Raw genomic sequence first — 21,336 nt, forward strand, 5'->3', positions numbered from 1 at the left:
CGTTCCACGGAACCAATTCGTGACAGTTCCATGACAATTAGGCGACGAATCGTCTGCAATGGCAAGTGGTACTTTTGGAGTAACCAACGTACGAAAGAGCCGGCGCCCTGAGCAATCAGGGCGCCGGAAGCGAGATCAGATGCACTCGCGGAAGAGCTTCTTGGCCGCATCGAGAGTCAGCTCGACCGGGTTGCCACCGGCTGTCGGGTCGACGATCGCCATTTCCGACATCTCGTCGATCCGGTCGGTGCCGACGCCAAGTGCGGAGAGCTTATCGGGAACGCCGAGTTCCTCGCGCAGCTTCAGCACGTAGTCGTAGAAGCCGTCAAAGCCACCGGAAATGCCGAGATAGGCAGCAGCGCGCACTATTCTGTCCTCGATCGCCGGGCGGTTGAAGCGCAGCACCGGCGGCATCACGACGGCGTTGGTCATGCCGTGGTGGGTGTTGTAGATCGCGCCCACCGGATGCGACAGCGAGTGGATGGCGCCGAGGCCCTTCTGGAAGGCGACGGCGCCCATGGCGGCCGCACTCATCATGTTGGCGCGGGCCTCGATGTCGGTGCCATCCTTATAGGCACGCGGCAGGTATTCCTTGACGAGGCGCATGCCCTCGAGCGCAATGCCCGCCGACATCGGATGGTAGAACGGCGAGGAATAGGCTTCCAGGCAATGGGCAAAGGCGTCCATGCCGGTGCCAGCGGTGATCACCTTGGGCATACCAACCGTCAGTTCCGGATCGCAGATCGTCACTGCCGGCAGGAACTTCGGATGGAAGATCACTTTTTTGACGTGGCTCGCCGAGTTGGTGATGACGCTGGCGCGGCCAACCTCGGAGCCGGTGCCGGCGGTCGTCGGCACGGCGACGATCGGCGCGATGCCTTCGACGCTCGCGCGTGTCCACCAGTCGCCGATGTCCTCGAAGTCCCAGACGGGCCGGGTCTGGCCGGCCATGAAGGCAACGCACTTGCCGAGGTCGAGGCCCGAGCCGCCGCCGAAGGCGACGACGCCGTCATGGCCGCCGTCCTTGAACGCCTTCACGCCGGCTTCGAGGTTGACGTCGTTCGGGTTCGGGTCGACGTCGGCGAAGATCGCCCGGCCAAGACCGGCGGCCGAGAGGATGTCGAGCGCGTTCTGCGTGATAGCCATCGGCGCCAGGCCCCGGTCGGTGATCAAAAGCGGCTTCTTCATGCCCGCCGCCTTGCAATGGTCGGCGAGTTCCTTGATCCGGCCGGCACCGAACTTGAGGGCGGTCGGATAGCTCCAGTTGGCGGTGATGGTCATGCGGTGACTTTCTTCAGATGGTAGGATTTCGGACGGGTAAGGTTCTGGAAGCCGAGAACCGAAAGCGAGCCGCCGCGGCCTGTTTCCTTGACGCCAGTCCAGCAGAGCGCTGGGTCGAGATAGTCGGCGCGGTTCATGAACACGGTGCCGGTCTCGATGTCGGCGCCGATGCGCGCGGCGCGCTCGGCATCCTTGGTCCAGAGCGAGGCGGTCAGACCATATTGGCTGTCATTCATCAGTTCGATCGCCTGGCTGTCGCTCTTCACCTTCATGATGCCGACGGCGGGCCCGAAGGTTTCTTCGCGCATGAAGGCCATGGAGTGGTCGACATTCACAAGGATCTGCGGCGCGAGATAGGCGCCGCCATCATCCTGCGGGAACAGCTTCGGATCGACCAGCGCCTTGGCGCCCTTGGAGATGGCATCGGCGATCTGCTCGCGCACGGTGGCGGCGAAGCGCTTGTTGGCCATTGGTCCGAGCGTCGTTTCCGGATCGAGCGGATTGCCGAGCTTGTAGTTGGAAACCCAGGCGACCGACTTCTCGACGAAGGCGTCGTAGAGAGATTCGTGCACATAGATGCGCTCGATGCCGCAGCAGCACTGGCCCGAATTGTAGGTGGCGCCATCCATCAGCGTATCGACGGCCGCATCGAGATCGGCGTCTTCCATGACGTAGCCCGGATCCTTGCCGCCGAGTTCGAGGCCGAGGCCGGTGAAGGTACCGGCGGCAGCCCGCTCGATCGAGCGTCCACCTTCGACCGAGCCGGTAAAGTTGACGAAGTCGAAGCTCTTGGCGGCAATCAGCGCTGCCGTCGTCTCATGGTCGAGGAAGATATTCTGGAAGACGTCGGCGGGAACACCGGCCTCGACGAAGGCGCGCACCATGCGCTCGCCGACGAGGATCGTCTGGCTCGCATGCTTGATGATGACAGTGTTGCCGGCCATCAGCGCCGGTGCGACCGTGTTGATCGCGGTCATGTAGGGATAATTCCACGGGGCGACGACGAAGACGACGCCATGCGGCTCGCGGGCGATGCGGCGCTCGAAGCGGTCGCTTTCCTCGATCACCAGCGGCTTCAGCGCATCGGCGGCAATCGAGGCGACATAGTTCGAGCGCTCGTTGAAGCCCTTGAACTCGCCGCCATAGCGCACCGGCCGGCCCATCTGCCAGGCGATCTCCGGCACCACCTCGTCGACCATCTCGTTGAGACGCGCGACACCGGCAAGGACCAGATTGACGCGTTCGTCGAGCGGCCGGCGCGCCCAGGCCTTCTGCGCCTGCCGGGCGCGGGAAACCACCTGCTTTGCGAGCTCCAGCGGCATCGCCGGGCGCTCTGCGTAGACTTCGCCGTTCACCGGCGAAATGCACTTGATCATGCTCATGATCGTCTTCCTGCTTTCATTGCGAATGGTGCGATGGCCGGCCCTCTTCAGGACCGGCCATCGACGTGAAGGATGAGCCCCTGATCAGGCCCGTTCGAAGCCGCGTGCGACCTCCCAATCGGTGACGCGGCGGTCGTATTCTTCCTGTTCCCAGCGCCCTGCCCGCGCATAGTGCTCGATGACCTCGTCGCCGAAGGCTTCGCGAAGCATCTTGGATTCACTCAGTGCCGCCGTGGCGTCACGTAGCGTGCGCGGGATCTCGCGCACATCCTTGCCGCCATAGGCGTCGCCGACGAAGGGCGCTTCCAATTCCATCTTGTTCTCGATACCGGAAATGCCGGCGGCGATCAAAGCGGCAAAGGCGAGATAGGGATTGAGATCGGAGCCGCCGACGCGGCACTCGATGCGGATCGCCTTGGTCTCTTCGCCGCAGAGGCGATAGCCGGCGGTGCGGTTGTCCTTGCTCCAGACCGCCTTGGTCGGCGCAAACGTGCCGGCCATGAACCGCTTGTAGGAGTTGATATAGGGGGCAAGGAAATAGGTGATCTCGCTCGCATGGGTGAGAAGCCCGGCCACATAGTGGCGCATCATCTCCGACATGCCGTATTTGCCGCTCTCGTCGTAGAACTTCGAGGTCTTGCCGTCGGCGCTCCACAGCGACTGATGGATATGCGAGGACGAACCCGCCGCCTGATAGTTCCACTTGGCAAGGAAGGTGATGGCCTTGCCGCGCGACCAGGCGATTTCCTTGCAGCCGTTCTTGATGATCGCGTGGCGGTCGGCCATCGTCAGCGCGTCGGCGTAGCGCACGTTGATTTCTTCCTGGCCGGCAGACGCCTCGCCCTTGGAATTCTCGACCGGAATGTCGGCGCCCTGCAGGCCGTTGCGGATCGCCCGCATTACATCCTCTTCCTTGGTCGTCTGGAAGATGTGGTAGTCCTCGTTGTAGCCGCTGACGAGCTGCAGGTCGCGATAGCCGGACTGGCGGGCATCGTCATAGGACTGGTCGAACAGGAAGAATTCGAGTTCGCTCGCCATATAGGCCTTCAGCCCCATATTCTCGAGACGTGCCACCTGTTTCTTCAGGATCGCGCGCGGCGAGTGCGGCACTTCCTCGTGGGTGTGGGGGTCGAGCATGTCGCAGAGCACGAGCGCCGTGCCTTCAAGCCAGGGGATGCGGCGAAGCGTCGAAAGATCCGGCTTCATCGTGTAGTCGCCATAACCCTTTTCCCAGCTCGTCGCCTTGTAGCCGGGAACGGTCTCCATCTCCATGTCGGTCGCAAGCAGGTAGTTGCAGCTATGCGTTTCCTTCCAGGCGCCGTCGACGAAGAACTGCGCGTGGAAGCGCTTGCCCATCAGGCGGCCCTGCATGTCGACCTGGCAGGCAAGCACCGTATCGATGCGCCCGGCGGCGACGTCTTCCTTCAACTCGTCAAACGTATAGCTCATCAACGTCCATCCCATGTTTTTGTCACGCGGCCGTTCCCTTGGGTCACGATATTATTGGGTCGCGTGAACGTGTTCCGTTCAGTAACCGGATTGGTTCCGGCAAAAGAAAAGGCGGAAGTCGCGGTCGCGCTCCCGCCCTTTTTGTCGTTGGTCAGATCTGGCCGACGGCCTTTTCGGCTGCGGCGATTTCCGCCTGACGGCGCGCCACTTCGTCGCCGATCGGCGGGCCGCGGAAGCGGCGGCTTTCAAGGCCGAACCAGATGAGGGCGGTCAGCACCAGGAAGCCCACGGTGATGTAGAGCGCCCAGTCGTTCGGCGGCTGTACGCCCAGGATGAAGATCAGCACCATGGCGATGATCGAAAGCACGGCGAAGAGCTTGAACATGCTTTCGCCGAGGTTCCACGGGCCCATCTTGTCCCACTTCGAGGTTCCCCAGGCGAAGAGACCGAGGGTGATCGGGATCGCGAAGGAGAAGAAGAGGAAGATGACCGTGCACGACACGACGATGGTGTAGACCGGCGTCTCGCCGATCGAAACCAGCGACGAGCCCCAGACGAACAGGACCGACAGGATCGAGCCGACCCAGATCGCCGCCACCGGCGTGCGGTAGGTCGGGCTGACCTTGGCAAGCGCCTTGGAGGCCGGCAGGCCGCCGTCACGCGAGAACGCAAAGATCATGCGCGACACCGAGGTCACCGTTGCCAGGCCGCACAGCCACTGGCTGACGAGAATGGCGAGATAGAGGATGTCCTTGATGATGGGATGCACCTGCGCATCCATCGCCCAGAAGAACACGTTCCAGCCCTGCTTGGCGGCTTCGTCCATGTTCGGGATCATCAAGACGAACGAGCACAGCATGATGTAGCCGAAGAGCGCCGACCAGAGCACCGAGGAAACCATGCCGCGCGGCACGGAATGGGCGGCCTTGACCGTTTCTTCCGAGGTATGCGCCGAGGCATCGTAGCCGGTGATCGTGTAGATCGGCAGCAGTAAGCCGAGCAGGAACACCCAGGTGCCCGAAGTCTCAGGCCAGACATTGCCGCCGGCTTCACCGGAATAGTTGGAGAAGGTGAAGAGACGGGCGATGTCGTAGCTGTCGGCAGCCGTGAGGCAGACGAGAGCCAAAAGGATCGCCGTTGCGAAGATCAGGTAGCCGGAGAAGTCCGTGAGCTTGGCGGTGAGCCCGATGCCCATGTGGTTCACGAGTGCCTGGCCGCCGGTGATGATCGCCAGGAAGACGATCCGCGTCAGCGTCGTGTCGGTAAGCCCGAAGTAAGGCGTGCCGAAGGAGCCCATGAAGAAGTAGTAGGTGCCGACGTTGATCGCGCCGAGAACGGTGACGAGACCGAGCAGGTTGAACCAGGCGGTCAGCCAGCCGGTGAAGCGGTTACCGAGGATCGAACCCCAGTGATAAAGGCCACCTGCCGTCGGATAGGCCGAGCTGATCTGCGCCATGGCAACGGCGAAGACGAAGGAAATGAAGCAGCCGAGCGGCCAGCCGATACCGATCGCCGCGCCCCCCGCGCCCGCGGTCGCCTGGGCGAGCGAGTTGATGCCACCCGAAAGAATGCAGATAATCGAGAACGACACCGCGAAGTTCGAGAACTGGCTCATGCGCCGCTCGAGCTCCTGGGCGTAGCCCATCGAGTGCAAGACACTCATGTCCTGCTTTTGGTCTGAATCACTGTAGTCTTGCATTTTTCTTCCCCTGATTTCTTCAGACCACACCGCCCCATTGCGGCAGGGTCCCATCAACCACCCTGCCCCAGCTTCCCGGAACAGGACCGCGGCAAAGCCGCTCCCCAGGGTCTTTTATTGTGCCGAAAGTGCCGCGGCGCCCTTGCGCAGCAGCCCTTCCAGGTAATCGGCCATGACCCTTTGGCCGATGTCATTGCGAATGAGATCGTTGCGGATCTCGATCATCACATTGGGCAGTCCGTTCTGGACGCCGTATTCGATCAGGCTATGGGTGACGCCGTCGGCCGGCCCATAGGGCTCGTTGCGGCGGATATCGTAGGCGACCTGCCCCTTGGTCGCGACGTTCAGCATATGGTCGGCCAGGCGGCTGTCGGTATCGTGCAACACGCCGACCTCGACCGCCCGCGGATTGCCGAAGTAGACGGGCGTGAAACTGTGCATGGTCACCAGAACCGGCGGCCGGTCGCGGGCTTGGCGTTCCGAGACGAAGCTGGCGACCGCGTCGTGGAACGGCCGGTAGATCTCGTCGACCCGCGCCTGGCGCTCGTCGGAAGACATCGTCCGGTTTCCCGGGATTTCATAGACTTCGCTGACCACGGGCATCGCCGCCTCCGCCTCCGGCGGACGGTTGCAATCATAGGCAAGGCGCGAGAAGCGCTGGTAGATCAGCGCCGCATCAAGCTTGGCGGCAAGCAGCCTGGCAACGGCAAGCGCGCCGGGATCCCAGGCGATGTGGCTTTCGAGCGCCTGCGCGCTCAGGCCGAGCGTGCCGAGCCGCTCGGGCACCCGGCGCGAGGCATGCTCGCAGACGAGAACGATGTCGCCTCGCCCGCCGGCGTTTTCGATCGCAACCGGATCGCCATCTGCTTCGGTCAAAAGTCGCGTCAACACCGGCATCCCCTCTTGCCCCGTTAGACGTTCGTTAATGAAAAGAATTCTTCAGAGATCGGCGAGTGTCAATCGAAATCTGAAACGATCTCTTCAAAATTGCGATTGACTCCAATTGTGACAGCGATGTTTAATCTGTCACAAACCGGCTTTAGATCGGTTCAGGGGAGACAGTTTGAGCAGCAAGGCGACATCCACGACGGTGTCGGACGTGATCACTGCCCAATTCACCGCACTGACCCGTGCGGAGAAGCAATTGGCGGAGACACTTCTCGACAATTATCCCGTTTCGGGACTCGGCTCGATCACCACGGTCGCCGAGAACGCCGGCGTGTCGACGCCGACGGTCGCACGCATGGTGCAAAAGCTTGGTTTCAAAGGCTTTCCGGATTTCCAGGCGCGGCTGCATCAGGAGCTGGAAGCGACGATCTCAAACCCGATCACCAAGCACGACCGCTGGGCCGCCAATGCCCCCGGCACCCATACGCTCAATCGATTTGCCGATGCGATCACCAGCAATCTGCGCGAGACGCTGACCCAGATAGAGCCACAGGATTTCGATGCGGCAGCGGCCCTGATCGCCGACCGCAAGCGCAGCATCTACCTGCTTGGCGGTCGCATCACGCGCTCGCTCGCCGACTATCTCTTCACCCACCTTCAGGTCATCCGCCCGGGCGTGACCGAAATCGCCACCAATGCCAGCGCCTGGCCGCATTACGTGCTCGACATGCGCCAGGGCGACGTGCTGATTCTCTTCGACATCCGCCGCTACGAGCAGGAGATGGTGACGCTTGCAAGGTCCGCCCGCGAGCGCGGCGTCGAGATCGTGCTCTTCACCGACCGCTGGACGTCGCCGGTCGCCAAGTCCGCGACCAGGGTGTTCCGCTCGCAGATCGAAGTGCCCTCGGCATGGGACAGCTCGGTGGTGATCCTGTTTCTGGTCGAAGCGTTGATCGAGGCTGTTCAGAGTTCGAACTGGGACGAAACCCGGGATCGGATGAAGACGCTGGAGGGGCTGTTCGATTCGACCCGCATCTTTCGCAAACCGGTTTAGGAGGGACAGCCGGCACGTTCACAAAGTTTTATGCACATGTGTTTCAGTGAAGGCGCCGTGTCGGAAAAAGATTTGTTCTTCCAACGACATGCGCGGCGCGAACAGACTGATCGCTGTCACACAACTTTCATAGCATCTCTTTAACTGCATCGCCGAAATTGACTGAAAACCCATAAGGAGAACACCAGTGATTTCAAAGACCCAACGCCTGCTTTCGCTCTCCACCGCCATTTTCATGGCAACGACGGCCATTGCCGTCGCCGAGCCGAGCGCCGAGCTCATCGAAGCCGCCAAGAAGGAAGGCATGCTGACCACGATCGCCCTGCCCCATGACTGGTGCGGCTACGGCGACGTCATCGCTTCCTTCAAGGCCAAGTATCCGGAAATCCAGGTCAACGAACTGAACCCGGACGCAGGCTCTGCCGACGAAGTCGAGGCGGTCAAGGCCAACAAGGACAACAAGGGCCCGCAGGCTCCTGACGTCGTCGACGTCGGTCTCGCCTTCGGCCCGCAGATGAAGGCCGAAGGCCTGCTGCAGCCTTACAAGGTCTCGACCTGGGACGAGATCCCGGACTCGGTCAAGGACGCCGAAGGCTACTGGTACGGCGACTACTACGGCGTGATGTCGTTCCTGGTAAACAAGGACCTCGTCAAGGAAGCGCCGAAGGACTGGGCCGACCTGCTGAAGCCGGAATATGCCGGTCAGGTCGCTCTTGCCGGCGATCCGCGCGCCTCCAACCAGGCGATCCTCGGCGTTCTCGCCGCTGGTCTTGCCAAGGGCGCAAAGTCGGGCAAGGAAGCCGGTGAAGCCGGCCTCGGCTACTTCGCCGAGCTCAACAAGGCTGGCAACTTCGTACCGGTCATCGGCAAGTCGGGCACGCTCGCCCAGGGCTCGACCCCGATCATCGTTGCCTGGGACTACAATGCGCTCGGCTGGGCCAAGACGCTTGCCGGCAACCCGCCGACCGAAGTCGTCGTTCCGGCCAGCGGCGTTCTCGCCGGCGTCTACGTTCAGGGCATCTCGGCCTACGCGCCGCACCCGAATGCAGCGAAGCTCTGGATGGAGCATGTCTACTCGGACGAAGGTCAGCTCGGCTGGCTCAAGGGCTTCTGCCACCCGGCCCGCTTCAACGCCATGGTCAAGGCCGGCAAGGTTCCGCAGGAACTGATCGACGCCCTGCCGCCGGCAGCGGCCTATGAAAAGGCCTACTTCCCGACGCTCGAAGAAGTCGACGCCAACAAGGCCGCCGTCACCGGCGGCTGGGATTCCGTCGTCGGCGCGAACGTCCAGTAAGTCTTTCCACAACCATGTCGCCCCGACCGGTTTTCCGGCCGGGGCGCATACGTTATTCGTAAGAAAATCAATTCTTTGGAGCGGCGTCGCGGTCTCTGTCCACGTCCCGCTCGCCGTGAATGAAGAAACGTCCGCGTCAATAACGCGGCATGAGGGGCGCGACCGGAATGTCATCTGCTAAACCCGACGTCAGCCCGCCGGCGCGTCGCCTACCGCTTCACTGGCTGGGTATTCTGCCCTTTGCCGCCTTCGTGACGCTGTTTCTGATCCTGCCGACGATGAAGATCGTGGTCGGCGCTTTCCAGACGCCGGATGGCAGCTTCACGCTTGAAAACATCCGCGGCCTGTTCACGCCCTCGATCCTTGCGGCCTACTGGATTTCGATCAAGATCAGCATTGCCTCGGCGCTTCTCGGCTGCCTGATCGGCTTTGCCATGGCGTCCGCCATCGTCTTCGGCGGCCTGCCGAAGGGGATCCGCGGGCCGCTCCTGACCTTCTCCGGCGTCGCCTCCAACTTCGCCGGCGTGCCGCTCGCCTTCGCCTTCCTGGCAACCCTTGGTCCCGTCGGCATCGTCACAGTGTTCCTGCGCTCGAACTTCGGCCTCGACCTGCGGATGCTCGGCTTCAATCTGCTCTCCTTCTGGGGGCTGACGGTTACCTATCTGTTCTTCCAGATCCCGCTGATGATCCTGATCATCACGCCGGCGCTCGACGGGCTGAAGCGCGAATGGCGCGAAGCCGCCGAAATCCTCGGCGCCACCGGCTTCCAGTACTGGCGCCTGGTCGCCTTCCCGATCCTGCTTCCCTCGCTCCTCGGCACGCTGGCGCTGCTTTTCGCCAACGCCTTCGGCGCCGTCGCGACCGCGATCGCACTCACCGGCTCGTCGCTGTCGATCGTGCCGATCCTGCTGTTCGCCCAGATCCGCGGCGACGTGCTTGGCAATCCGCATCTCGGCTACGCGCTTGCCTTCGGCATGATCGTCGTTACCGGCATCGCCAACGCGATCTACATCTGGCTGCGCGGCCGCAGCGAAAGGTGGCTGAAATGAAGAAGATCTGGGCCTGGGGGGCCCTCGTTTTCGGCCTCCTCTATTTCACCCTGCCGCTCATCGGCATGACCAACTTCTCCCTGAAGATGCGCCGCGGCGAATATTCCTTCGACGCCTATCAGAAGGTCTTTGCCGATCCGCGCTTCCAGGAAACCTTCAGCTATTCGGTCATGCAGGCGCTGTTCACCATCATTTTCGGCGTCCTGCTCGTCGTGCCGACCGCCTATTGGGTCCGCCTCAAGCTGCCGCGGCTGCGCCCCGTCATCGAGTTCATCACGCTTCTGCCGCTGGTCATTCCGGCGATCGTCATCGTCTTCGGCTACATCCGGCTCTACAACACCTCGAGCTGGCTGCCACTGACGGGCTCGCTGACCGGCACCAACATCCTCCTGATGTTCGGCTATGCGACGCTTGCACTGCCCTACATGTACCGCGCGGTCGATACCGGTCTTCGCACCATCGACGTCGCCACCTTGACGGAAGCGGCGCAGAGCCTTGGCGCCGGCTGGGCGACGATCCTTGCCAAGATCATCCTGCCGAACGTGCTCGTCGCGGTTCTCTCGGGCGCCTTCCTGACCTTTGCTATCGTCATCGGCGAGTTCACCATGGCGGCCCTGCTCAACCGTCCGGCCTTCGGCCCCTACATGCAGCTTCTCGGCGCCAACCGCGCCTATGAGCCGGCAGCACTCGCCGTCATCGCATTCGGCATCACCTGGGGCTGCCTCGGCCTCATCCAACTCGTCTCGCGCTTTCAAAAAAGCGCGCCTCCTAAGGCCTGAGGACCGCACCCATGAGTTTCCTGTCACTCACCAGCATCAAGAAGTCCTTCGGCCCGGTTCACGTCGTGCACGATTTCAACATGAACATCGAGAAGGGCGAATTCGTCTCGTTCCTCGGTCCGTCCGGCTGCGGCAAGACGACCGTGCTTCGCATGATCGCCGGCTTCGAGACACCGTCGGCCGGCAAGATCGTCATCAACGGCAAGGACCAGGGATCGCTGAAGCCCAACCAGCGCAACATCGGCATGGTGTTCCAGGCCTATGCGCTGTTTCCCAACATGAACGTGCATGACAACGTCGCCTTCGGCCTGAAAATCGCGGGTACCGACAAGTCGGAGATCGACGCACGGGTGAAGCAGATGCTCGGGCTGATCAAGCTCGAGCACTTGGCGGACCGCTTCCCCTACCAGCTCTCCGGCGGCCAGCAGCAGCGCGTGGCGCTAGCCCGCGCGATTGCGGTCAAGCCGCAGGTGCTCTTGCTCGACGAGCCGCTCTCGGCGCTCGACGCCAAGATCCGCGTGTCGCTGCGCGAGGAAATCCGGCAGATCCAGCAGCAGCTCGGCATCACCACCGTATTCGTCACCCATGACCAGGAAGAGGCGCTGTCTATCTCGGACCGCATCGTGGTCATGAATGCCGGCCGCGCCGATCAGATCGGCACGCCCTTCGAGATCTACAACACGCCCTCGACGCGCTTTGTCGCCTCCTTCGTCGGCACGCTGAGCATCATCGAAGGCAAGGTCGCCGACCCGGCAGCCGGCGCGGTGACGATCGGCAACCAGCAGGTGGCGCTGAAGGAGCCGATCGCCGGCATGAAGGGCGGCGACAGCATCTCGCTGGCCCTGCGCCCGGAAGCAGGCTCGATTGCCGAAGGCGCCACCGGCGACACGTCGCTTGCCGGCCAAGTCGTCTCGACCAGCTTCCTCGGCTCGGTCATCCGCACGCGCCTGCGTGTCGGCGGCGACGTCATCTCCTTCGACATGTTCAACAATCCGGGCGTGGCCCCGCCGGTTTCCGGCGACAACGTCACGCTGCGCTTTGCCGCCAAGGACCTGCTCGTCATTCGCGAGTAGCGCCAGCTAGTGCCAACGCTGGCGCCGGCGGCGCCAGCGTTCCCGGCAAGGACCGCAGGCTTTTTTGATCGAACTTTCGTGAGGTCGCGACCATGGCGAAGGCCGAGCCAAGTGCCTTCGTCAGGCACATCCAGGACGAGCTCTCCGACATCGGACCTGTCCAGATAGACCGCTTCTTCGGCGGCTGGGCCTATCTCGTCGCCGACAAGCGTTTTGCCGTCAGCATCAAGGACCGCCTCTATTTTCGGGTCGACCAGGCGCTGAAAGACGCACTTGCCGCCGAGGGCTGCCAACCCTTCACCTACGAGAAGGGTGGAAAGACGGTGGTCGTGCACCGCTTCTACGAAGCGCCGATCGATTGCCTGGACGATCGCGATGCCCTTCTCCACTGGGCCGGGCGAGCACTTGCAGCCGAAGACGACGAGCTGCGCGGATAGCGCCTCACCACCGCTGCAAAGTCCAATGCATGACTGCGGGAACGAATTTGTCGTCCTTGCACCGCACAAGCAAAAATCTGTCGTGATTTCCGCTGTTTTCGTCGCGCCGTGCGTTTGACCGGGCAGTCCCCGCCTATATAGTCGCATTGTTCTCAGGGCGGGGCGAAACTCCCCACCGGCGGTAGCGAGGGAAACCTCGAAGCCCGCGAGCGCTTTGGAGCTCACGCTTCAGGGGTCAGCAGATCCGGTCAAATTCCGGAGCCGACGGTCACAGTCCGGATGGAAGAGAGCAAGCAGGAACGTGGGCCCCACAACGGGACCCCGCGCGCATGCATGTTCGCCCGACGGGATCATTGGAAACGCCAAACCCTGGAAGGCTTGAGACCTATGACTATTCTTTCCCACCCCACCGCCAAGATCGCGATCGTCCGTGCCCGCTGGCACGCCGATATCGTCGACCGTGCAGTCGATGCTTTCGTCGCGCAATGGACGAAGCTCGGCGGTTCGGCCGCCGACGTCGAGATCTTCGACGTGCCGGGCGCGCTCGAAATCCCGTTGCATGCACAGACGCTGGCAAAGACCGGCCGCTATGCCGCGATCCTCGGCACCGCCTTTGTCGTCGACGGCGGCATCTACCGCCACGACTTCGTCGCCGGCACCGTGCTCGACGCCATGATGCGCGTCCAGCTCGACACAAATGTCCCGGTGCTTTCGGCGGTGCTGACGCCACACAATTTCCAGGAAAGCGAACCGCTGATCGCCTTCTTCCGAGAGCACTTCGTCGCCAAGGGAACCGAGGCCGCCAACGCCTGCGCCCAAATTTTGGACGCCCGCGCCAAGCTGGCGCTCGTCAACGCCTGATCCTCAGGCGGCGGTGCGACGTCTCGTCGCCGCGCCTGCCCCTCATCCGCCCGGTGAGGGCTTGCCCCTCATCCGGCTGCCGCCACCTTCTCCCCGCTTGCGGGGAGAAGGACGCATGTGGCGCCCTTGTCGCCCAAACCATCAGCTATGGAGAACAGCCGTCCTCATTGGGCCAACCAGACACGCTGAGGCAGCCGGAGACCTCGTCCCCTCTCCCCGCCCGCGGGGAGAGGGTTAGTCCTCGGGTTAAACCCGAGGAGAGGGGCAAGGGGCTCCGACCGCTCCAAGCCGGCCGGCTCGCACGGACTCCCCTTGAATCAATCTCTGAACCATCTGAATCAATCCGGCAGCACCGGCCGATAACCCGCTGTTTCGACTCTCGAACTCCCGCCTAGTGCGCAACCTCGCCGTCCTGCAAGCTGCGCTCCAGCGCCGCCATGCGATGCCGGTGCCCGCCCGCCTCGTAGCCGACGACGGTGACGACGGGCGCAAACATCAGGATGATAAGGCACATCGCCATGTCGAGCCCGGCCATGGCCGCGACGACGGAGGCAGCCAGGACCAGCGCCGTTCCAACGAGCAGCCAGAGATGCAACCGGCTCGTCTGCCGCAAGAGATAGGCATACATCGCATAGAGCAGGCCGATATAGAGCGCGACGGGCACGGCCACTGTCAGCACGGTTGCGACCGAGCTGATATGCGCCTTGTGCTCGATGTAATAGGCCGCCACATGCAGCCCGGCGCCGGTGGCGACGATCGCGGCGAAGATCGGGATATGGCCATAGCCCCAGACGAAGGACCGCTTGAGGCGGTGGTGGTGCAGCACCTCGGCGCTCGGCAAGAGAAAGTAGATCCACCACATGCCGAAGGTCAGCCCCGTGCCGGCGAGGCAGACCAGCGCGACGTCAAGGTTCCACCCCTCGCCCTCGACCACGGCCGAGATCGAGGCGACCGTGCCGACCACCCCTTCCCCGAGCGCGATGATCGCGAGCAGACCGTAGCGCTCAGCGATGTGATGCGCATGCCAGGGCGTGCCGCCATAGCGCATCTCGGCAACATAGGGACCGAGCATCTCGATTGCCGTCAGCGCGACGACCATGGCGAAAGTCACGGCCAGCGAGAAATCGAAGAAGATCAGCACGATCCAGCCAAGCTGGGCGACGCTGATCGCTTTCACATAGGCCATGCAGGCCTCGCGCCGCGCCGGATCCTGGCGGCTTGCTCGCAGCCACTGGAAGACCATCGCCACGCGCATGACCACATAGCCGAGCACCATGACGCCGTTGTTCAAATGCTCGCCCTTGTCGATCGACTCGAACATCGGCGGCAGGCCGATCGCCAGGATCAGCACGCCCACCATCTGCACCATGGTGACGCTGCGGTAGATCCAGTCGTCGGTGTCGTAGGCCGATGCAAACCAGCTGAAATTGATCCAGGCCCAGCAGATGGCGAAGGCGGCAAAGCCGAAGCCGATCAGGCCGGGGCCGAAATGTCCCTCGGCGAAGAGATGCGCGAGCTGGGATGCGGCCAGGCTGAAGGCGATGACGAAGGTAAGGTCGAACAGCAGCTCGAGTGTCGTCGCCGTCCGGTGATGTTCGTGCGTATCGCGGCCACTCATGCGCGCCACGTGGTGATGGCTGCCCGGATGCGGCTCAGTCGAGGTAGTTTCGCTCATGCGGTGACGCCCCATTTTGACGATCCGCAAGCATATTCAAATATTTGCAGAATATTCGTCAAGACGGGGCGATGGTCCCAATAAAAACGCCCGGCATTTCTGCCGGGCGTGTCGTCACGATGCCTGAGGGAGGATCAACGGGCGTCGCGAATTCTGATGTCAGGCTTTAGCCGCGTCGAGCCGGTCGATCGCATCGACGTTGCCGGCCGAAGGTCCGTTCGGGTCGAACTCCGATGCAATCCAGGTGTCGACGATCGACTTGGCCAGTTCCGGCCCGATAACGCGGGCGCCCATGGTGATGATCTGGGCGTTGTTCGACTTGGCGGCACGCTCGGCCGAATAGGTGTCGTGCGTCAGCGCTGCGCGGATGCCCGGCACCTTGTTGGCGGATATGCACACGCCGATGCCGGTACCGCAGAAGAGGATGCCGCGCTGGTTTTCACCCTCGACGATCGTCTGCGCCAGCTTCTGCGCGAGATCGGCGTAAAAGCCGGACTGGCTGAGGTCCACGACCTCGACGTCGGCCCGGCCCGCGAGATGGGCCGCGATGACGTCCAGCAGGGGCTTGCCGGCGCTGTCTGCCCCGATTGCAATCTTCATGATTGTTCCTTTCCATTCCTCATGAACTGCCGCGCGACAGGCTCAGATCGCCTTTGAAACACGCTGCAGAATGTCGAGATAACCAGTGACGTCCCAGGCGGAGCGACCGATGAACAGGCCGTCGATATGCGTCTCCGCGATCAGTTCTTCGCAATTGCCGGGATTGACGCTGCCGCCGTAGAGCACCGGCACACGTCGGCCGAGGGCGGCTTCCGCCACGTCTGCGATGCGCTTGTGGCGCTCGTTCGCATAGTCCGACGTCGCCGGAATGCCGTTGACGCCGATCGCCCAGACCGGCTCGTAGGCAAGCAGGATCGTCGCCGCCTTCGCCTCGCCTTCGAGAAGCTTAAGCGCGCCCTCGACCTGGCGCTTCAGCACCTGGTCCGCCTCGCCCGCCTCGCGCTCGGCAAGCGTCTCGCCGATGCAGATCAGCGGCACCAGGCCGTGACGTACGGCGGCCGCCGTCTTCAGGCCGACGGTGCGATCGGTCTCGCCGAAATGCTCGCGACGTTCGCTGTGGCCAAGCTCGACCACGTCGAGGTTGCAATCTCTAAGCATCAGCGGCGACACTTCGCCGGTCCACGCGCCAGCATCGTCCCAGTGCATGTTCTGCGCACCGACCTTGACGCTGGTTCCGGAAAGCCGTGCCTTTACCTCACGCACCGCCGTAAACGGCGGAATGACGAAGCGCTGGATGCGGTCGTCGCGCGACGCGTCGGCAGCCGCAAGCCCGTCGGCAAAGGCTATCGCCTCAGCGATCGTCTTGTTCATCTTCCAGCTGGTGCCGACCCAGAGTGCGGACTTACTCATGCTTTCTCCTTGGAATTGTCGATCCTGACCAGCCGCACGCCCGCCTCTTCGAGTGGCGCTGCGTGCTCGGCTGAAACTTCCGCGCCGGTCAGCACCGCGTCGAAGGCATCGAGCCCGGTCAGGAAGTGCAGCGCCGAGCGCCCGAATTTGTCGTGATCGACCAGCAGATATTTGCGCTTGGCCGCCCTCACCATCAGGCGCTTGGCCTGCACCACTTCCTGGTCCTGGTGGAAGGCCGTCGTGCCCTCGATCGCCGAGCTCGACAGGAAGGCGATATCGACGCGCAGCGACCTGAGCGCCTCGTCGGTGACGATGCCGAAGAAGCCGTTGAACTTCTTGCTGTACTGCCCGCCGAGCGCGATCACGTTGATGCCCGCAGCACCCGAAAGACTGGTGATCACACCGAGATTGTTGGTGATGACGGTCAAGGGGCGAATGTCGCGGATGCAGTCGGCGATCGCGCCCGTCGTCGAGCTGTCGTCGATCAGGATGCTCTGCCCCGGCTCGATCAGCGACGCCGCGTGTTCGGCGATCCGGCGCTTTTCGGCGGTCGCGATCTTCTCGCGATAGCGGAAGTCGCTTTCGAATTGCGGGCTCGACTGGATCGAGGCGCCGCCATGCACCTTGCGCAGCAACCCCGCCTGCTCGAGGTCGTCGAGATCGCGATGCACCGTCATCTTGCTGACGCCGAAACGCAAGGACAGGTCTTCGACGGACGCCGTTCCGGCCTCCATCAGCACATCCATGATCGCCTGTCGCCTGTCTTCCGGCTTCATCGTCTCGGCCCCGATCGCGCGCAGCCTCAGCCGCGCTCACCGTGAGAAGATAACACCTATTTGTGATATTTCAATTTCTGTTGTGTGATTTTGTGATCTTTCAATGTGATTTTTGTGGGTGATTGAAACCTGTGTCTATATGCGGCTCCCAGAATTCCACCGACTCCCGGATCATCTCGACGACGTTGTGATCAGTCGGCTCGCGCTCGCGGAAGGAAAGCTCCAGGCAGATCTCGTTGTCGGTACCGCCTCCGGCCCGGACCGCGCCAATGAGCTTTTCCGGCGTGATACGGCCGTCCCGGTTGTAGGCGGCGGTAAAGGGCCAATGGCCACCCTTGTTCATCGAGGACTGCTTGATGTGGATGATCGGCGATCGCTCCGGAAAGGCGCCCGCCCAGGCATAGGGGTCGATGTCGTCGGGGTTGTCGGAGGTGACGTCGCCATGGTCGATGTCGACCATCATCTTCATCGGGATCGGCAGTTCGGCATCGGCCAGCCTTCGATCAAGCGTCCGGCATTCCTCGATCGTGTGGCCGAATTCGCGACCGACCGACATCGGCTCCCAGAAGACATAGGAAAGCCCCGCCGCCTTGCCGTGTTCGGCCACCTCGCGCCAGCAATCGATGGCGATCCGCATCATCTCCTCGCGGCGCGCCGGATCGTCGTAGTCCTTCAGCGTGAAGATCGCGAACTGCGTGCCCATGCCTGCGGCGCCAAGCTCGGCGGAGATATCGGCGAAGGTCTTGAACCAGTCGACATAATAGCGCCTGACGTCCGGGTCCGGATGGCCGAAATGGTTGAGCCGGCCATAGGGCCCGGTCATGCCCGAGGTGATCTTGACGCCGGTACGATTGAGCGCCTTTCGAAACTGTCGGACGCTCTTGGCAATTGTCGCGGCCGGCCAGCCCGGATTGACGAATTCATGGGTCAACTGCACGTAGCCGATGCGGATCTTCTCGGCGATCGTGTCGATCAGGTCGTCGGGCTCGGCGAAGCGGTTGACCAGCGGATTGGTGTTGAGCGACAGCGTGAAGGCCACGACCTTACTCCTGGCTACCAGAGAAATTTCGGAAGGATGAAGTCTGGGCTGGCGCCGTGCTCGGCAAAGAGCTTGTGGCGCTCCGCGTCGGAGGCCTGCTCCAGGATCCCGGTCGTCACCAGCACAGAATGAAGGCTGGCAGTCGCGGCCCCGGCAATATCGTGCTCGATGCTGTCGCCGATCGCCAAGACCCGTGTCGGATCGGGATTGCCGAGAAAATCGAGCGCGGAGGCGTAGATGTCGGCGAAAGGCTTGCCGATCCAGCGCACGCTACCGCCAAGTTCTTCGTAAAGCTCGGCGATGCGCCCGGCGGCAAAAGCGTTCCCGGTCTTCGTCAGCATCACCTTGTCGGGATTGGTGCAGAGGCAGGGAACGCCGCGCTTGGCCGCCGGCGCCAGCAGCGCCTCGTAGTGAGAGAGCGGATAGAGGTCGCCCTCGCTGCCGGCCAAAAGCACGATGTCGGCCTCCGCGCCGTTTTCGGCGCGTTGAAGATTAAGCCCCGACATCGGCGATAGATCACCGTCACGGCTGATCAGCAGGCATTTGCGTGGCGAGCCGCCACCTGCCCCGCTCTCTCGTTTCAAAATCTGCCAGGCCACTTCGCCCGAGGTCAGGAACCAGTCCCAGCTGCCGGCGGCAAAGCCGAGATCGACGAGGCGACGATCATTTTCCGCGGAGCGTTTTCCGGAATTGGAGAGGATGATGACGCGCTTGCCCGCCTGCTTAAGCCTCACCAGTGTTTCGGCAGCCCCCGGATAGGGTCCACGCCCATCCCGGAGCACACCATACTGATCGATCAGGAACGCATCGTAGCGGTCGGCGACCGCTGCAAGCCCCTCTATCACATGCGCGATCGTCACAGCACACCTGCCTTTCTTGCGCCCGAAAGAGCAAGCCGCGCCGTACCGGCGGCGGCCTCCTCGGAAATCACGGGCAGGAATGGCACGCGCAGCTTGCGTGAACGGATCGCAGTCCAGGCCGTATTTTTCGCACCGCCGCCGACGCTGCGCAGCGACTGGAGCGCCGGTCCGCCAAGAGCGGTCAGGCGCTGGTAAGCAAGGCTCTCGACGCCGGCGATGCCCTCAAAGATCGCCTTGAGGAAGGACGCATCGTCAGCGGGCCGCGGGCTCATGCGCGGCGCAAGATCCGGGTCGGCGATGGGAAAGCGCTCGCCGGGCCTGACCAGCGGATAATAGTCGAGCCCGGTCTCGACGTCCGGATCGATCTCGCCAGACAATGCGGCGATCCGCTCCGGCGAAAAATGTTCGGCGAGCACCACGCCGCCGGTGTTCGACGCACCACCGGCCAACCACATCTCGCCGATCCGGTGGCTGTAGAGCCCGTATTCCGGGGCAAACAGCGGACGGTCGGAGAGCATTTTTACCGTCAGTGTCGTGCCGAGCGCGCTGACGCCGTCGCCCGGCTGGTCGGCGCCCGTTGCAAGGAAAGACGCACACCCGTCCGTAGTGCCGGCAACGACCACCACATCATCCGAAAGACCAAAGGCTTCGGCCGCCATAGGACTGATCGTCGCGACCGGAGTGCCGGCGGGCAGCACGTTCGGCAGCAGATCGACACGCGCGCCTGTTTTCTCGATCCACTCCGGCCACGACCGCGACACAGGATCGTAGCCGGTCTTCAGTGCATTGTTTTCGTCGGAGACGTCGTAGAGCCCGGTGAAATGTCCGGCGAGCCAGTCTGCCTGATGGATGACGCGAAAAATACCCGGCAGCGACTGGAAGACAAGAAGCTTGGCAAGGCCTGACGTGGCGCCATGGGCAGCGCTTTCGCGCGGTGCATGGGCGGCGATCGCATCGAGAAACGCGCGGTCGGCGACCGTATCGTTGTACATCATCGGCACAGCCAGCGGCGCGCCCTTCTCATCGACCGGCAGCATCGTGCCGGACGTGCCGTCGATCGAAAGCGCCACAACGTTCTGGCGGTCGATACCCCCAAGCGTCTCGACAAGCGCTGCCTGCACGGCCTTCCACCAGCCGATCGGGTCGCGGTGATCGTCGCTATGGGACGCGAGTTTTGCTGCACCCGTCGCGACGACCGTGCCATCCTCGGCCATGGCGACCGCCCGTGCACCCGACGTGCCGATATCGATACCGATAACCAGCTTACTGCGGTTCATTGCAGCACCTGTCCGGCGCGGTTGAGCTGCTGGCGGTATTTTTCCGCATCCCAGCCGAGAAGCTCGGCATTTTCAGCTTCCGTGAGGTAACGCAGCCGGGCATCCGTCGGGATGCGGGCTGTCACGTCGGCAAGGCAGCGCGCCATCGCGAAGGCACCGGCGGAAATCTCCTTCTGCACCAGCACGCCCTTGCCGGGGAAAAGCAGAAGCGGCGGCAGGCTCTCGCCAGCCGCACGTCGTTTCGCCTCGATCGTCAGCGCCGTCTCGCCGGGTGCGGCAACCACGACGCCCTTGCCGAGGAAGATCACATGATCAGGGTAGAGGCTGCCGCCGGCCGCAAGCCGGCAGCTGTCGAGATCGGCTGCGACCGCATGGAGGCTCACATCCTCCGGCAGCCGGTAATCGCTATCGACGGCAAGGCGGCCGAGCGAAACAAGGTCGGCCGCCGGTGCCGGCCGGCGCGCGCCCGTCAGCCGACGGGTAACGTCCGTCAGGAGGATCGCCGCATCGATGACGTTGTTGGCGGCGACGACGAGGCCATGATTGCCGAGAACGAGCACCGAGGTGTTGTCCTGCAAGCGCTCGGCGATCGCGCGCGCGAGCGGCAGTCCCGGCCGTGCATAGGGCACGAAGACATGGGGAAATCCGGCAAGCCGCTCTGCAACGATCGCAGCACCATTGGTCTGCACCGCCGTCGCAATCGTCTCGACGCAGTGGACATGCACCACCACCTTCTGCGGCATCAGCGCATGCACCGTCGTCTCGATCGAGGGGCGCAGGCCCGAAGGGTTGCGCTCGGCGATCACGAAGTCCTGGGCCTTCTCCGTCGCCGGGTCGCCGCGTTCGAGCGCGTCGAGCAAGTCGTCGAGCGCCACCGGCACCATCACGTCGCGCTGGCGCGCCTGTGCCAGCCACAGACCTGAGGCCTTGATCCAGAGCGTGCCGCCCTCCTTGATCGAGGTGTTGCCGCCCGCGCCCTGCACCAAAAGCGGGTCCGCCCCGACGCGGGCTGAAAGGTCGAGAAGCGCTTCGAATTCCAGGCTACGCATCCGC

Annotated in this window: 20 protein-coding genes and 1 riboswitch; of the genes, 7 read left to right on the top strand and 13 right to left on the bottom strand. The window is 63.1% G+C overall.

Annotation, left to right across the window (positions count from 1 at the left end; all coding sequences use genetic code 11):
* Positions 1 to 135 precede the first annotated feature (135 nt).
* The 5 genes from VGO04_RS16545 to VGO04_RS16565 all read right to left on the bottom strand — a co-directional run bounded on the left by VGO04_RS16545 (position 136) and on the right by VGO04_RS16565 (position 6,699).
* Complete coding sequence (locus tag VGO04_RS16545; protein ID WP_327497056.1) at positions 136 to 1,281, bottom strand: iron-containing alcohol dehydrogenase; 1,146 nt, start codon at positions 1,279 to 1,281, stop codon at positions 136 to 138.
* On the bottom strand, positions 1,278 to 2,663 hold the full coding sequence (locus tag VGO04_RS16550) for an aldehyde dehydrogenase family protein (RefSeq protein ID WP_327497057.1): 1,386 nt from the start codon (positions 2,661 to 2,663) through the stop codon (positions 1,278 to 1,280). Before VGO04_RS16550 ends, VGO04_RS16545 begins: the two co-directional genes overlap by 4 nt.
* A gap of 84 nt (positions 2,664 to 2,747) precedes the next feature.
* On the bottom strand, positions 2,748 to 4,112 hold the full coding sequence (locus VGO04_RS16555) for a glutamine synthetase family protein (RefSeq protein WP_327497058.1): 1,365 nt from the start codon (positions 4,110 to 4,112) through the stop codon (positions 2,748 to 2,750).
* Positions 4,113 to 4,263: 151 nt separating this feature from the next.
* The gene (locus VGO04_RS16560; RefSeq protein WP_327497059.1) at positions 4,264 to 5,811 is read right to left on the bottom strand and encodes an amino acid permease; all 1,548 of its coding nucleotides are present in this window, start codon (positions 5,809 to 5,811) and stop codon (positions 4,264 to 4,266) included.
* Positions 5,812 to 5,925: 114 nt separating this feature from the next.
* Positions 5,926 to 6,699 carry an N-formylglutamate amidohydrolase gene (locus VGO04_RS16565; protein WP_327497084.1) on the bottom strand — a complete coding sequence of 258 codons (774 nt, stop codon included), beginning with the start codon at positions 6,697 to 6,699 and terminating at the stop codon, positions 5,926 to 5,928.
* Between the two features lie 175 nt (positions 6,700 to 6,874).
* Here VGO04_RS16565 and VGO04_RS16570 point away from each other — a divergent pair, with 175 nt between their 5' ends.
* The 7 genes from VGO04_RS16570 (at position 6,875) to VGO04_RS16600 (ending at position 13,246) form a co-directional block, all read left to right on the top strand.
* Positions 6,875 to 7,753, top strand: a complete 879-nt coding sequence (locus tag VGO04_RS16570; protein WP_327497060.1) for a MurR/RpiR family transcriptional regulator — start codon at positions 6,875 to 6,877, stop codon at positions 7,751 to 7,753.
* A 187-nt stretch (positions 7,754 to 7,940) separates the two neighbouring features.
* Positions 7,941 to 9,047 (top strand): ABC transporter substrate-binding protein, encoded by a 1,107-nt coding sequence (locus tag VGO04_RS16575; RefSeq protein ID WP_327497061.1) that lies wholly within the window; start codon positions 7,941 to 7,943, stop codon positions 9,045 to 9,047.
* A 167-nt stretch (positions 9,048 to 9,214) separates the two neighbouring features.
* Positions 9,215 to 10,096, top strand: coding sequence for an ABC transporter permease subunit (locus tag VGO04_RS16580; protein ID WP_327497062.1), 882 nt, complete (start codon positions 9,215 to 9,217; stop codon positions 10,094 to 10,096).
* A complete protein-coding gene (locus tag VGO04_RS16585; RefSeq protein ID WP_327497063.1) occupies positions 10,093 to 10,875 on the top strand; it encodes an ABC transporter permease in 783 nt (260 codons plus the stop codon). The genes VGO04_RS16580 and VGO04_RS16585 overlap by 4 nt, the downstream gene beginning before the upstream one ends.
* 11 nt (positions 10,876 to 10,886) lie before the next feature.
* Positions 10,887 to 11,948 (top strand): ABC transporter ATP-binding protein, encoded by a 1,062-nt coding sequence (locus VGO04_RS16590; RefSeq protein WP_327497064.1) that lies wholly within the window; start codon positions 10,887 to 10,889, stop codon positions 11,946 to 11,948.
* Positions 11,949 to 12,040: 92 nt separating this feature from the next.
* Positions 12,041 to 12,385, top strand: coding sequence for a TfoX/Sxy family protein (locus VGO04_RS16595; RefSeq protein WP_327497065.1), 345 nt, complete (start codon positions 12,041 to 12,043; stop codon positions 12,383 to 12,385).
* Positions 12,386 to 12,529: 144 nt separating this feature from the next.
* A riboswitch (FMN riboswitch) is annotated at positions 12,530 to 12,680 on the top strand.
* 92 nt (positions 12,681 to 12,772) lie between these two features.
* Positions 12,773 to 13,246: a 6,7-dimethyl-8-ribityllumazine synthase gene (locus VGO04_RS16600; protein WP_327497066.1), complete on the top strand. Its 474-nt coding sequence runs from the start codon at positions 12,773 to 12,775 to the stop codon at positions 13,244 to 13,246.
* Positions 13,247 to 13,637: 391 nt separating this feature from the next.
* On the opposite strand, the gene VGO04_RS16605 is transcribed toward VGO04_RS16600, so the two are convergent.
* From VGO04_RS16605 to VGO04_RS16640, 8 genes are all read right to left on the bottom strand, one after another.
* The gene (locus VGO04_RS16605; protein WP_327497067.1) at positions 13,638 to 14,921 is read right to left on the bottom strand and encodes a low temperature requirement protein A; all 1,284 of its coding nucleotides are present in this window, start codon (positions 14,919 to 14,921) and stop codon (positions 13,638 to 13,640) included.
* 159 nt (positions 14,922 to 15,080) lie between these two features.
* A complete protein-coding gene (locus VGO04_RS16610) occupies positions 15,081 to 15,521 on the bottom strand; it encodes an RpiB/LacA/LacB family sugar-phosphate isomerase (RefSeq protein WP_327497068.1) in 441 nt (146 codons plus the stop codon).
* 42 nt (positions 15,522 to 15,563) lie between these two features.
* Positions 15,564 to 16,331, bottom strand: coding sequence for a triose-phosphate isomerase (locus VGO04_RS16615; protein WP_327497069.1), 768 nt, complete (start codon positions 16,329 to 16,331; stop codon positions 15,564 to 15,566).
* Positions 16,328 to 17,107, bottom strand: coding sequence for a DeoR/GlpR family DNA-binding transcription regulator (locus tag VGO04_RS16620; RefSeq protein WP_327497070.1), 780 nt, complete (start codon positions 17,105 to 17,107; stop codon positions 16,328 to 16,330). Before VGO04_RS16620 ends, VGO04_RS16615 begins: the two co-directional genes overlap by 4 nt.
* Before the next feature lie 100 nt (positions 17,108 to 17,207).
* Complete coding sequence (locus VGO04_RS16625; protein WP_327497071.1) at positions 17,208 to 18,146, bottom strand: sugar phosphate isomerase/epimerase family protein; 939 nt, start codon at positions 18,144 to 18,146, stop codon at positions 17,208 to 17,210.
* Between the two features lie 14 nt (positions 18,147 to 18,160).
* Positions 18,161 to 19,006 (bottom strand): TIGR01459 family HAD-type hydrolase, encoded by an 846-nt coding sequence (locus VGO04_RS16630; RefSeq protein WP_327497072.1) that lies wholly within the window; start codon positions 19,004 to 19,006, stop codon positions 18,161 to 18,163.
* Entirely contained in the window at positions 19,003 to 20,283 is a 1,281-nt protein-coding gene (locus tag VGO04_RS16635; RefSeq protein ID WP_327497073.1) for an FGGY-family carbohydrate kinase, read from the bottom strand. The genes VGO04_RS16630 and VGO04_RS16635 overlap by 4 nt, the downstream gene beginning before the upstream one ends.
* Entirely contained in the window at positions 20,280 to 21,332 is a 1,053-nt protein-coding gene (locus VGO04_RS16640) for a class II aldolase/adducin family protein (RefSeq protein ID WP_327497074.1), read from the bottom strand. Before VGO04_RS16640 ends, VGO04_RS16635 begins: the two co-directional genes overlap by 4 nt.
* Positions 21,333 to 21,336: the final 4 nt, after the last annotated feature.

Origin of the sequence: Ensifer sp., from assembly GCF_035999185.1 — a bacterium.
Classification (GTDB): domain Bacteria; phylum Pseudomonadota; class Alphaproteobacteria; order Rhizobiales; family Rhizobiaceae; genus Ensifer.